Origin of the sequence: Desulfovibrio sp. X2, from assembly GCF_000422205.1 — a bacterium.
GTDB lineage: Bacteria > Desulfobacterota > Desulfovibrionia > Desulfovibrionales > Desulfovibrionaceae > Alkalidesulfovibrio.
The window spans coordinates 181,622-194,064 of record NZ_ATHV01000064.1; the positions used below are offsets into that span (position 1 = coordinate 181,622).

The following is a 12,443-nucleotide window of genomic DNA, read 5'->3' on the forward strand; positions in this document are numbered from 1 at the left end:
CCGCCCGGGCTACTCCAGGCAGATGATGGAGTAGTCCGAGCCGGTGATGCACTCGCCGCCGCGCGGCGTGACCACGAAGGTGTTCTCCACGCCGACCATGCCCAGGCCGGGCACGCCGAACTTGGGCTCGAGCGCCACCACCTGGTTCTCCTCCAGCGGCTCGTCGAAGCCGTCCGCGATGACCGGCCAGCCGTCCACGGCCAGGCCGATGCCGTGGCCCACGAACTTGACGGTGTTCGGCGCCAGGGCCATGAAGCCCTCGCTGAGCCCCTCCCTGGCCGCCCAGTCCGTGCAGTGCAGGTACAGCTCGCTCGGCGTGGCGCCGGGGCGCAGGTTCTCGGCCAGCCACTCCTGCACGGCCACGCAGAAGTCGTGGCCGCGCCGGGCCTCGTCCGTGATGGAGGATTCGGGCCCTGCCCAGAAGACCTGGGTCTTGTCCGTGATGTAGCCCTCGAGCGCGAAGCCGCAGTCCACGGCCAGGGGCTGCCTCTCCTTCCAGATCGTCCCGCGGTACCCCATGAAGGGCAGGGCCGGATGCTCGCCGCGCAGTCCCAGCGGGCCGTCGAAGGCGCTCGGATAGTTGCCCGAGTCGCCCGCCGAGACGTGGCCCAGGAAGATCTCCTCGCCGAAGGCGTTCATGCGCATGTGCCCCATGTGGCCGAGCTCGAAGAAGACCTGCCAGGTGGCGAGGCTGATCTCGCGCTCGTTCATGCCGGGGCGGATGCGCTGCGGCAGCAGCTCGTGCAGGGCCTTGTGGTGGCGCGCGCCGCACAGCCGCATCTTGTCCAGCTCCCAGGCGCTCTTCACGCCGCGCGCCCGGGCCAGGATGCCGTCACCGGAGAGGAAGGCCGTCTCGGAGAGGTTCTTCTGCAGCGAGTCGGCCAGGTTCCAGGGCAGTCCCCCCTTCTCCGCCGCGATCACGGTGCTCAGGGGGCAGCCCGCCTCGGCGGCCAGGCGGGGAATGTCGCGGTAGGAACGGAACTCCACGATGTTCGCCATGGGCGATTCGAGCCGCGCCCGCTCGCTTCCGCGGCGCAGGAAGAGCACCGGGTCGCCCTGGCGCGGCAGCCAGAAGACGCCCTGGGTGAGCGTGCCGGAGAGCCAGTAGATGTTGGTCTTGGTGAAGGCGAAAAGCCCACCGGCCTCGGGCATGGAGACCTCGAGAAGATCGCGGCAGCGCGCCCAGCGGGCGGTGATTTCCTCGAGCGGGATTCTTTCCAATGCTTCGAACATCGTGTAGTGCTCCGAACGAACGTATCGTGAAGGGGTAATGATGTTTCCGCCAAAGGATACCGAGCTAACCCCCCTGCTGGCCTCAGTCAAGACGATCGCCGTGGTCGGGGCCAACGACAGGCCCGGCAGGCCGGTGGACAGGATCGGCCGCTATCTCATCGGTGCGGGGTTCACGGTCTATCCCGTGCACCCCAAGCGCACGGGCGTCTGGGGACTCACCACATACCAGGACCTGGGCTCCCTGCCCGGCCCGGTGGACATGGTCAACCTGTTCCGCGCCTCGGAGCACTGCGCGGCCCACGCCCGCGAGGTGCTGGCCATGCCCGTGCTGCCGCGCTGCTTCTGGATGCAGCAGGGCGTCTTCAGCCCGGAAGCCCGCGCCCTGCTCGAACCCAAGGGCGTGATGGTCATCGAGGACCTCTGCCTGATGGTCGAGCACCGCAGGCTCCTCGAACAGATACTGGACCCTCGTTTCTCCGGATAGGACCATGCAGAACGTATTCACCTGCAAGCGGTGCGGCCACTGCTGCCACGGCAGCGGCGGCATCATCCTCATGCGCAAGGACGTCGCCCGTCTGGCCGCCCACTTCTCCATGGAGGCCCCGGCCTTCCTGGCCGCCTACGCCGAGGAGAAGGCGGGGCGCGAGCGCCTGCGCTGCTCGGACGACGGCTACTGCATCTTCTACGACCACGGGCTCAAGGGCTGCGGCGCGCACGAGGCCCGGCCGGACGTCTGCCGGGCCTGGCCCTTCTTCGCGGGCAATCTGCTCGACGAGACGAGCTTCGACATGGTTGCCGTGGACTGTCGCGGCATCCTCCGCGAAGCCGGGCACGAGGCCTTCCGCGACGCCGGACTGGCCTACGTGCGTGAGCACGCGCTCGGCCGGGGCCGCGAGGACGGAGAAGACCTCCCCGGCGCGCTGCGCTTCGCCATGGTCGCGGGCGGCGGCGCGGGAAACGACGGCACGGGCGGAGACGACGGGAACGGCGCATGACCCTGACCGAGTGCTACCGCATCCTCATGGTGGAACAGGGCGCCACGCTCGAGACCATCAAGACCAGCTACCGCCGCCTGGCCTTCAAGCTTCACCCGGACCTGAACCCCGACGACCCGGAGGCCTCGCGCAAGTTCCAGCGCCTGAACGAGGCCTACGTCGTCCTCACGCGCAGCGCCGAGCAGGGAGCCGGCCCGGGCGGCCCCGCGTCCGGCGCCCGCGCACGCAGGCGGCAGAGGCCCTCCGAGCCCGCGGGCAACGCCCGGCAGGCCGACGAGGCCTACGCCCGCGAGGCGGCGCGCGACGTCTTCGAGAAGAAGCGGCAGGCAGAGACGCGCAGCGAGACCAGGACCGAATTCTCGGCCGGGAGCGCGCGCTTCGAGTTCCGCCAGGAGGAGGTGCTGCGCGACATCCTGCGCGACCCCTTCGCGCGCAAGGTCTTCGAGGACATCTACGCACAGGTGCGCAAGGGCACGGGCCAGCCGCCCAAGAAGCTGCAGCGTCGCGCCCTGGAGCTGGCCTGGGGCGGCCGCAAGGTCACGCTCGACCTCTCGCAGGGCATCTTCGGCGGCATCAAGTCCTGGTTCAGGGGCCAGCTCGACGACGAGCACACGGCCTACCTCCCCCCGGGAAGCCTCCTGCCCGGCCGCACCGTGCGCCTCAAGGTCCGCCTGGGGCTGTCCGGCGAAGAAAAGCAGATCGAGGTCCGCCTGCCCGTGGATTTCGTGCCCGGCAAGCCCATCCGCCTGAAGGAGCTCGGCCGCCACCTGGGTCCCTTCAAGGGCGACCTCTACCTCCGCCTCCTGCCCAAATAGCCCCTTTTCATCCCCCAAAAGGCGCCGCGGTCCGTGTCGCCGCCCTTTTCCACCGGCCCCGTCGCAGGACGGCCGCGCAGGGACGTCGTTCCGAGGAACGGCTCAGCTCTTGAGCGTCCCGTCCATGAGCAGGTGGGAGACGTATCCGGCGACGGCGGCCAGGTAGTAGGGCAGGAAGCGGTGCCAGTCCGGCCCCAGGAAGCGCGAATCGAAGAGGTAGGGCGGCAGGAGCAGGAGCGGCAGGGGCACGACCAGGGCGGCCCACCAGGTGTGGGTCCAGCCCCGGTGCTGCCCCACGGCCGGGAGCATGGCGAAGAGCCCGAGCAGCGCGGCCCAGACGTAGCGGCCGAAGGCGATGAGCCCGAGGTCGCCGATGAAGAGCGCGCCGTAAAAGAGGTGCTGCCCCTTGGAATCGGTGTCCACGTCCGGAAAGAGCGCGGCCAGGGCGGCGATGGCCAGGAGCACCGCGGCCTTCTCGAAGCCGGGCCAGTAGACGCCCGCCCAGAAGAGGATGCCGAGCCCCCCGGCCGCCAGGATCAGGCCGCCCGCGAGATGGGTCTTGTACCCCGGCATGCGCCGCCCGTCAGGAGACCTTCGAGCCCGGCGCGACCGAACCCGAGGCCGTGAGCAGCTCCATGCCCGCCTCGGTGCGCACGGCCAGGATCATGCCCTGGGACTCGTGGCCGCGAAGCTTCCTCGGCTTCAGGTTCGCCACCAGCACCACCTGCCGCCCGGCCAGATCCTCGGGCGTGAAGAACTCGGCCAGCCCGGCCACGACCTGGCGTGGCCGCTCCTCGCCGAGGTCCACCTGCACCAGGAGCAGGCGGTCGGCGTCCGGATGGCGCTCGACGCTCGTCACATGGCCCACGCGCAGGTCGAGCTTCTGGAAGTCCGGGAACTCGATCTCGCCCGGCGCCTCGGCCGGAGCCTTGGCGGAGGCGTCTGCCTTGGCCTTGGGCCCGGCGGCGGGCTTGGCGGCCTCGGCTTCCTTGGCGACCTTGCCCTTTCCGCCCATTTCGCCCTTGGCGGACGTCGGGCAGGCGGCCGCGTCGTCGGCGGCGGGCAGCTCGATGCGCGGGAAGAGCGTGGAGGCCTGGGCCAGGACGTTGCCGGGCTTGAGCAGGCCCCAGGCGTCGGCCTCGTCTGTCAGGCCGGGCGTCCCCATGACGCCGAGCTGCTCGAGCATCTGCCCGGCAGCCTGGGGCATGACCGGCACGAGGCAGGCCGCGACCTTGCGCATGCACTCGAGCATCCCGTACATGACCTCGGCCAGCCGCTCGGTCTTGCCCTCCTTGAAGAGCGCCCAGGGCGCCTGCGCGTCCACGTACTTGTTCAGGCCGCGCACGAGCTCCCACAGACTCTCGAGCGCCTGGGAGAAGTTGCACTCCCCGAAGAGGCGCACGAAGTTGCCCACGGCGTTGGCGGCCAGCCCGCGCAGGTCCTCGTCGCCCGAGGCGTCCTGCGGCGCGGGCACGCGGCTTCCGAAGTACTTGCCCGCCATGGACAGGGTGCGGTTGAAGAGGTTGCCCAGGTCGTTTGCCAGGTCCGAGTTGCGCCGCGCCACGAGCGCCTCCTCGGAAAAGGAGGCGTCGTTGCCGAAGCGCATCTCGCGCAGCAGGAAATAGCGGAAGGTATCCAGGCCGTACTTCCAGGACATGTCCAGCGGCTTGACCACGTTGCCCAGCGACTTGGACATCTTGGTCTCCTTGACCAGCCAGTAGCCGTGCACGTTCAGGTGCTTGTACGGCTCGATGCCCGCAGCCTTGAGCATGGTCGGCCAGAACACGGCGTGGGGCTTCAGGATGTCCTTGGCAACGAGGTGCTGCACCGCGGGCCAGTAGCGGCCGAACTTCTCGCCGTCCGGCCAGTCCACGGCCGTGAGGTAGTTCACCAGGGCGTCGAACCAGACGTAGCAGACGTAGTCCGTGTCGAAGGGCAGCTCGATGCCCCAGGTGAGGCGCGACTTGGGCCGGGAGATGCACAGGTCCTCGAGCACGCCCATCTCGAGCATGCTCACGACCTCGGAGCGGTAGCGCTCGGGCCGGATGAAGTCCGGATTGGCCTTGATGTGGTCCAAGAGCCAGCCCTGGTACTTGGACATGCGGAAGAAGTAGTTCTTCTCGGCGATGTACTCGGGCTTGGTCTTGTGGTCCGGGCACAGGCCGTCCACCAGCTCCTTCTCGGTCAGGAAGCGCTCGCAGCCCGTGCAGTAGTGGCCGCCGTACTCGCCGAAGTAGATGTCGCCCGCGTCGTAGATCTGCTGCAGGAGCTTCTGCACCACGCGCACGTGGCGCGGCTCCGTGGTGCGGATGAAGTCGTCGTTGCTGATGGACAGCTCCGGCCACAGCGCCCTGAAGTGGCCGCTGATCTCGTCCACGTAGGCCCTGGGCGTGAGCCCGCTCTTCTCCGCGGCCTGCACGATCTTGTCGCCGTGCTCGTCCGTGCCGGTCAGGAAGTAGGCGTCCCGGCCCATGGCCCTGTTGAAGCGGGCCATGCAGTCGGCCACGGTGGTGGTGTAGGCGTGTCCCAGGTGGGGCACGGCGTTGACGTAGTAAATGGGCGTGGTGATGTAGAAACGCTCCACGGATGACTCCTCGTCGTATGCGCTGATGCTCGCGTATGCTGGATGGCTGAGGGCCGCGCGGGCGGCCCGGTAAAAATCAGGACTCGGCCTTGTTGCCGCCTCCGCCCTTGCGTCCGCCGCGGCGCCGGGGACGCCGTCCGCGTCCGCCGCGGCCCTGACCCGGCCTGCGCTCGCCCTGCTGCTCGCCGGGCTTGTCTCCGCCCTGCCTGTCGCCCTGACGGTCGGCCTGACGGTCGGGCTGACGGTCGGCCGAATGCTCGGACTGGCCCTCGCCCTGTCCCTCGGACTGGCGGTCGCCCTGGCGGCCTCCCTGACGGTCGGGCCCCCTGCGTCCCGAATCCTCCCGCGGCTGGCGGGGAGGACGGGGCTCGCGCCCTTCGCCGCCCGCAGGCTGCGCCTCGGCGCCCCCCTCGGTCCCGGCGCCCGCTCCGGACTCGGTTCTGGGCTCGGCCTTGGGTTCGGAGGAGGCGGCGGGCGCCCCGCTCCCCTGCCCGGGGGATTCGCCGCCCGGCTCGCTCCGGCTGCTGATCTCGATCCACTCGTCGAGCGTCATCTCGCGCTCCTCTCCCTCCTCCGTGAGCACGGCCAGCGTCTCGCGGAAGAAGTTGGAGCGCAGGACCTTGACCATGCCGATGGAGGTGCGGAAGCGGCGGCCGATGCGCGGACAGCGGCGCTGGAACTCCTCGTAGTTGTGCTGTTCGTAGCCCAGACAGCACAGCAGGCGGCCGCAGATGCCGGAAATCTTGGTCGGGTTCAGGAACAGGTTCTGCTCCTTGGCCATCTTGATGGTCACGGGGTCGAACTTGCGCAGGAAGCGGCGGCAGCAGCAGAGCTGGCCGCAATTGCCCACGGCGCCGATCATCTGCGTCTCGTGGCGCACGCCGATCTGCCGCAGCTCGATGCGGGTGCGGTACTCGCGCACCAGATCCTTGACCAGTTCGCGGAAGTCCACCCGGCCGGGCGCGGTGAAATAGAAGATGACCTTGCTCTTGTCGAAGAAGACCTCGACCTCGACGAGCTTCATGTCCAGCCCGCGCTCGGAGATGCGCTCGCGGCAGAAGCGGTGCGCCTGGCGGGCCAGCGCGTCGTTTTCGTCCTGCTGCGCGAAATCCGCGTCGGTCGCTGGTCCGAAGATGGGCTTCATCTGCTCCGGATCGCACTGCGGCGGAACGTCGTCCTGGATCGAGGCCACGCGGGCGAGACCTCGTCCCTGCTCCGTCTCCACGACGACCGCGTCGCCGAGCGCGAGGGCGTAGCCGCCGTCGTCGAAATAATAAACCTGACCGTAATCCTTGAACTTGACCCCGACCGTGCGGCTCATTCTGTGGTCCTTGGCGATCCTTGGCAGTAGTCGCCCCTGCAAAAGGCCGGGGCGAAAGTGGATCAGCATAGACAAAAGCCCGCAAAACTTCAATTCCGCCAGCCCCTGTGCGACTTGCTTTTCCAGACACGGGGCGGTAGACCCCACGTGACGTTCCGGCCTGGGGGGGTGACGCGGACGTCCCTCTCCCCTGACCGCATTCTCCTGCTATCCGCGCTTTTCGAGGCCGACATGACACGGACGCGCGCCCGCACCGCCCTGCCCAGAACCTTCTGGCGCTTCTTTCTGCCCATGCTCTGCGTGATGGCGGCGGCCTTCGTCACAGCTTCGGCCGTGACGTACGTCAAGGGCCTCAGGGTCTTCCGCGACATCCACGCCCGCACCGCCGTGGCCCTGCTCGCCGGCACGACCTCGGGCATGGAGCACCTGCACCAGGACATCGACGAATTCCGCCGCACGCGCCTTCAGTCCTTCCAGACCTCTCTCGCAGACCGTGCCACGCAGTACAGGGACATCTGCGCCATCTACCGCCGGGAAGCGCTGGCTGGACGCATGACGGCGGCCCAGGCCAGGGAGGAAGCGCTGCGAAGCGTCGCATTGCCGCCCGCGCCCTTCGCCCGGGCCGATCTCCTGGTCTTCGAGGCGGACGACGCCGGCGACTGGCGGCTCCTGGCCTCGTCCCTGCCCGCTTCGCACATTTCCCGGAGCTTCCTCTCCAAGCTCGACCGGGCCCTGGACGATGCAGGCTCCGTTCCCGTCTTCGAATACGCCACCTCTGCCTTCTCGTCGCCGGACTCCATCCGTCCTGCCCTGGCCTCCGCCGTGCGCGTCGCACAGTGGGGCTGGCTCGTGGTCAGCCTCGCGCCCCTGGACGTCTACAAGTACGAAGTCGCGGACGCGCAGGCCAAGGCGGCCAGAGACTACGCCCGCTATCTCCAGGAAATATCTGCAGGATCCGGCGGCGAGCTGACCGTCTTCGGGGAGCAGTGCGACGTCATGGCCTCCACGAGTCCCGACCCGGGCAGCAAGGAATACCTCCTGGACTCCGGCCCCTGGCATGCGCGCTGCAGGGAGATCATCGCCGCCGCGGCGAGGCAGACGGCCCCGTTCGTCCCCGCGCACGGCGAGCTTCCGGGCGACGGGGCCTTCCCGCAAAGCGTCTTCTGGACCGTGCGACTGCCCGGAGGCAACCAGTACGCCGTCTTCTCCATGCCCTCCTCGCGCCTCGCCGCCCAGGTCTCCGGGTTCGTGGACACCCTGACAGTGACCGGCCTCACGGCCGTCGGGGTGCTCGGGCTCGCCCTGGCCCTGCTCCTGGCGAACCTGCTCAAGCCGGTGAACTCCCTGTCCAACGCCTACCGCCGCCTCAAGGCAGGCGACTTCACGGTGCGCGCGGACGAGAACCTGCGCGGAGAGATCGGCGACCTCTGCCTGCAGTTCAACGGCATGGTCCGCTCGCTGCAGGAGCTCATGCAGACCGAGCAGCTGCGCCAGGTAGAGCTCGACGAGATCAACCGCACCCTGGAGAGCCAGGTCCGCCTGCGCACCGAGGCCCTGGCCAACAAGGCCAGCGAGCTGGAGGAGGCCAACCGCCGCCTGCAGGAGATGGACACCCTGAAGACCAACTTCCTGCAGAACGTCTCGCACGAGTTGCGCACGCCGCTGACCGCCGTCCTCGGCTTCGCCAAACTCATCCACAAGGACTTCGCGCGCCACTTCGCCGCCCTGGCGCAGGGCAACCCCGCCCTTTCCGAACGCGGCGAGCGCATCCTGCGCAACCTCTCGATCATCATCAGCGAGGGCGAGCGGCTGACCAGGCTCATCAACGACGTGCTCGACCTGGCCAAGATCGAGTCCGGCCGCATGGACTGGCAGGACGATGTCTTCGACCTGAGCGGCCTGCTCGCGGACGTGGCCGCGACCTTCCAGGCCCGCGCCCAGGACTCGGGAGTGGCGCTCAAGCTCGAGCTGCCCGAAAGCCTGCCCGCCGTGCGCGCGGACAAGGACCGCATGACCCAGGTCCTGATCAACCTCCTGGACAATTCCTTCAAGTTCACCTCCAAGGGCGCGGTGACTCTCTTCGCCACGGACGCGGGCGGAGAGGTCACGGTCCGCGTAACCGACACCGGAGTCGGCATCCCGCCGGAAGAACTGGACAAGGTTTTCGACAAGTTCCACCAGACCATGCGCCGCGACACCCTGCGCGACAAGCCGCCGGGCACGGGCCTCGGCCTGGCCATCTGCAGGCAGATCGTCGCGCACTACGGCGGCGAGCTCACGGCCGCCTCCACGCCGGGGACGGGCACGACCATGACCATGACCCTGCCCGCGGCCAGGAAGTCAATATAATGCCCCAACCCCTCGTCTTTTTTTCTCTTTACCGTCGAGGAATGAATGGATACGATCGCGCCCATTCCTGACTCCGGGACCATTCCCGGGCGCCCCACGCCAGGCCTGCGAAGGAGAAGATGATGTCTGGAACGATTCTGGTGGTCGACGACGAGGTGCACATCCGCATGCTCCTCGAGCAGACGCTCGAGGAACTCGAGGACGACTTCGGCGTCGACATCCTCACCGCAGGCGACGGTGTCGAGGGCATGGGCATCATCTCCCGGGAAAAACCGAACGTCGTCTTTCTCGACATCATGATGCCGAAGATGAACGGCTACGAGGTCTGTCGCCAGGTGCGCAGCGACCCGGCCCTTTCCGGGGTCAAGATCGTGCTGCTCACGGCCAAGGGGCAGGAGGCGGACAGAAAGCACGGCCTGGACGCCGGCGCCTGCATGTACCTGACCAAGCCCTTCGATCCCGACAAGGTTCTCGAAGTCGCCAAGGAGCTTCTCCGGGGATGAGGCCCGACACCTCCCGGATGCTTTCCCTCAAGCGTCTCCTCAAGCCCGCGCGCGTCCGTCCCCTGATGGACGGCGCCCTGGCCCTGGCCCCCAAGGGCACCCGCATGGCCGTCTTCGAGCAGGCGGGAGCCTTCATCTGGTCGGGCGAGGAGGCGGGCCTGGCGGCGCCGAGCGAGGATCCCACCCTCTGCGTGCCGCTGTGCTGGGACAACGCGCAGCGAGGCAAGCTCTGCTTCTATGCGCCGAGCGGAACCTCGCCGCGCGAGCTGGCGGGACTGGGCGACCTGGCCGAGCTCCTGCGACGCGCCCTGGAGGAGCTGCTCCTCTCGGAATGCGGACGGCGCAGCATGACCGCCGAGACCCTGGACAAGTACCGCGAGATCGAGCTCCTGCACCAGGCCACGCAGCACCTGAACACCTCGCTGCGCCTGCGCGACGTGACCCGCGCCTTCATCATGGAGTGCCGCAGGGGCGCCATCCCAGCGGAGATGGGCATGGTCTTCATCACCGAGTCGCGCAGCGGCAGCGGTCATCACGTGGACTCCTTCGGCCCGGCCTCCGAAGCGGCCCTGCACAACGTGCGCACGAGCCGCCTCTACCGGGAGGCCATGGGACGCAGCTGCGGCGAGATCGTCAACGAACTCACCCTGGATCCGCGCTGGGACAACGAGGTCCCCTCGCTGAACTCGCTGCTCGTCATCCCCCTCGTCTCCCCGAATCTTCTCGTGGGCTCGCTGGTCCTGGCCTCGACCAAATCCGGCGCCTTCGAAGCCGCGCATCTGAAGCGCATGACCACCATCGCCGCGGCAGCGGCGACCTCCATGGGCAACGCCTACCACTACGAAGGCACGCGCGTGCTCATGGACGCCCTGCTCCAGGCCCTGGCGGCGGCCATCGACGCCCGGGACCCCATGACGGCGGGCCATTCCCTGCGCGTGGCCAGCCTCTCCGTGGCCTTGGCGCGGCAGATGAACGGACAGGACGGCCCCTTCGCCCAGATCGCCTTCAGCGACACGGAGCTGCACGAGATATTCTACGCCGGACTGCTGCACGACGTGGGCAAGATCGGCGTGCGCGAGGAGGTGCTGACCAAGAACCGGCGGCTCTCCGGCCGCAACATGGACATCATCGCCATCCGCCTGGCCCTGCACGGGGCCATGAGCGAGGGGGACTGGCGCGCGGATTTCGAGCGCCTGGAACGCATCAACGCCGCCCCCTCCCTCTCTGAGGAGGACGCGACCTTCGTCAGGGGGCTCGGCAACCACCGCGTCGGCTCGCCGCAGTACGCCATGCCGCTCCTCACCCCCGCAGAGATGGAAGCCCTGCTCATCCCCTCGGGCAACCTGACCTGCGAGGAGCGCCGCGAGATCGAGCGCCATCCGGAGAAGAGCTTCCGCATCCTGCAGCACATCCCCTTCACCGAGAACTACAAGAATCTCCTGACCATCATCCAGCAGCACCACGAACGGCTGGACGGCTCCGGCTACCCCAAGGGGCTCCGCCGGGAAGCGATCTGCACGCAGGCGCGCATCCTGGCCGTGACGGACATCTACGACGCCATCACCCAGGCCCGCCACTACAAGCCCGCGCAGCCGCGCGACGCGGCCCTGGCCATCCTGCGCGAGGAGGCCGAGAGAGGCCGCATCGACCACGAAATGGTCGAGCTCTTCTGCACCTGCATCGAGGAGATCACCGCGCAGGCGGACGCCCTCGGCGCGGCGCTGAAGGACGGCTCGGCCGCCGGACTGCGCGGCCACCTGCCCGCCTTCCGGGCCGATGAACGAAAGGGACTCGGTCTATTCGGAAGCGCCTGAGGGGAAGGAGGCGCCGATGCCGACCACGACGAGCCCGGCCTTGTCCGCCATGGCCAGCGCCTCGTCGCGGTCGAAGAAGAGGCTCCGGCCGGCCTCCACGGCCAGGCAGCCCGCCTGAAGCCGCGCAAGGAGCTCGATGGTGCGCAGGCCCACGGAAGGCAGGTCGACCCGCTCCTCCTGGCCCGGCTTGAAGACCTTGACCACCACGGCGCCCGGCCCGGCCAGGGTGCAGCCGCGCTCCACGGCCACGTCCGTGCCCTCCAGCGCCTCCACCGCGACGACCACCTGCTTGCGGACCACGATGGTCTGGCCGATGTCCATCTCGCCGATGCGCTTGGCCATGGGCCAGCCGAAGCGGATGTCCGCCCACTCCTCCTCGCTCGGCGAGCGGCGCGTGAGCACGCCCTCGGGCGTGAGCAGCCCCGGCACCACCTCGTGCGCCCGAACCACCTGGAAGCCCTCGGCCTCGAGCTCCTCCGCCACGGCCCGGAGCAGGGCGTCGTCGCCCTTGCCTGCCAAACGGAAGAGCAGCTTGGCTGCGCGCAGGTCCGGCCGGATATCGAGCGCCCGCGCCTTGTTCACGCTCCCGGCCATGATCACCCGGCGCGCGCCCTGGGCGCGGAAGAAGGCTATGAGCTTGCCGAGCTGGCCGAGGCGCAGCTCCTGGTAGGCGTCCACGCGGGACGCGAGGGAGGGGTCCGTGTTGCGGGGAAAACCCACCGCGGCCACGCGGCAGCCCTCCGCCCTGGCGCCCTCGGCGACCAGGAACGGGAACTGCCCGCCGCCCGCGATGATTCCGACCGTCTCGGCCATGTGCCCGGAACTCCGG

Annotated in this window: 11 protein-coding genes; 6 read left to right on the forward strand and 5 right to left on the reverse strand. The window is 68.8% G+C overall.

The window, feature by feature from the left end:
• Window positions 1–9 precede the first annotated feature (9 nt).
• Complete coding sequence (locus DSX2_RS14935) at window positions 10–1,233, reverse strand: Xaa-Pro peptidase family protein (protein ID WP_020881832.1); 1,224 nt, start codon at window positions 1,231–1,233, stop codon at window positions 10–12.
• A 37-nt stretch (window positions 1,234–1,270) separates the two neighbouring features.
• Here DSX2_RS14935 and DSX2_RS14940 point away from each other — a divergent pair, with 37 nt between their 5' ends.
• Genes DSX2_RS14940 through DSX2_RS14950 form a run of 3 tightly spaced genes read left to right on the forward strand, consistent with a single transcriptional unit; the run spans window position 1,271 to window position 3,043 of the window.
• Window positions 1,271–1,717, forward strand: coding sequence for a CoA-binding protein (locus tag DSX2_RS14940; protein ID WP_052014808.1), 447 nt, complete (start codon window positions 1,271–1,273; stop codon window positions 1,715–1,717).
• Window positions 1,718–1,721: 4 nt separating this feature from the next.
• Window positions 1,722–2,228 carry a YkgJ family cysteine cluster protein gene (locus DSX2_RS14945; RefSeq protein WP_020881834.1) on the forward strand — a complete coding sequence of 169 codons (507 nt, stop codon included), beginning with the start codon at window positions 1,722–1,724 and terminating at the stop codon, window positions 2,226–2,228.
• Window positions 2,225–3,043: a J domain-containing protein gene (locus DSX2_RS14950; RefSeq protein ID WP_020881835.1), complete on the forward strand. Its 819-nt coding sequence runs from the start codon at window positions 2,225–2,227 to the stop codon at window positions 3,041–3,043. Before DSX2_RS14945 ends, DSX2_RS14950 begins: the two co-directional genes overlap by 4 nt.
• 102 nt (window positions 3,044–3,145) lie before the next feature.
• Here DSX2_RS14950 and DSX2_RS14955 read toward each other — a convergent pair whose 3' ends face one another.
• The 3 genes from DSX2_RS14955 to ricT all read right to left on the reverse strand — a co-directional run bounded on the left by DSX2_RS14955 (window position 3,146) and on the right by ricT (window position 6,948).
• A complete protein-coding gene (locus tag DSX2_RS14955) occupies window positions 3,146–3,616 on the reverse strand; it encodes a metal-dependent hydrolase (protein ID WP_020881836.1) in 471 nt (156 codons plus the stop codon).
• A gap of 10 nt (window positions 3,617–3,626) precedes the next feature.
• On the reverse strand, window positions 3,627–5,627 hold the full coding sequence (gene metG / locus DSX2_RS14960; RefSeq protein ID WP_020881837.1) for a methionine--tRNA ligase: 2,001 nt from the start codon (window positions 5,625–5,627) through the stop codon (window positions 3,627–3,629).
• Window positions 5,628–5,703: 76 nt separating this feature from the next.
• Window positions 5,704–6,948: a regulatory iron-sulfur-containing complex subunit RicT gene (ricT, locus tag DSX2_RS14965; RefSeq protein ID WP_020881838.1), complete on the reverse strand. Its 1,245-nt coding sequence runs from the start codon at window positions 6,946–6,948 to the stop codon at window positions 5,704–5,706.
• Window positions 6,949–7,179: 231 nt separating this feature from the next.
• Between ricT and DSX2_RS18415 the strand changes: the two genes are divergently transcribed.
• The 3 genes from DSX2_RS18415 (at window position 7,180) to DSX2_RS18920 (ending at window position 11,614) form a co-directional block, all read left to right on the forward strand.
• The gene (locus DSX2_RS18415; protein ID WP_020881839.1) at window positions 7,180–9,297 is read left to right on the forward strand and encodes an ATP-binding protein; all 2,118 of its coding nucleotides are present in this window, start codon (window positions 7,180–7,182) and stop codon (window positions 9,295–9,297) included.
• A 122-nt stretch (window positions 9,298–9,419) separates the two neighbouring features.
• A complete protein-coding gene (locus tag DSX2_RS14975; protein WP_020881840.1) occupies window positions 9,420–9,800 on the forward strand; it encodes a response regulator transcription factor in 381 nt (126 codons plus the stop codon).
• A complete protein-coding gene (locus tag DSX2_RS18920) occupies window positions 9,797–11,614 on the forward strand; it encodes an HD domain-containing phosphohydrolase (protein ID WP_020881841.1) in 1,818 nt (605 codons plus the stop codon). Before DSX2_RS14975 ends, DSX2_RS18920 begins: the two co-directional genes overlap by 4 nt.
• Here the strand turns inward: DSX2_RS18920 and DSX2_RS14985 are convergent.
• A complete protein-coding gene (locus tag DSX2_RS14985) occupies window positions 11,597–12,427 on the reverse strand; it encodes an LpxI family protein (RefSeq protein WP_020881842.1) in 831 nt (276 codons plus the stop codon). The two genes, DSX2_RS18920 and DSX2_RS14985, sit on opposite strands and share 18 nt — an antisense overlap.
• Window positions 12,428–12,443: the final 16 nt, after the last annotated feature.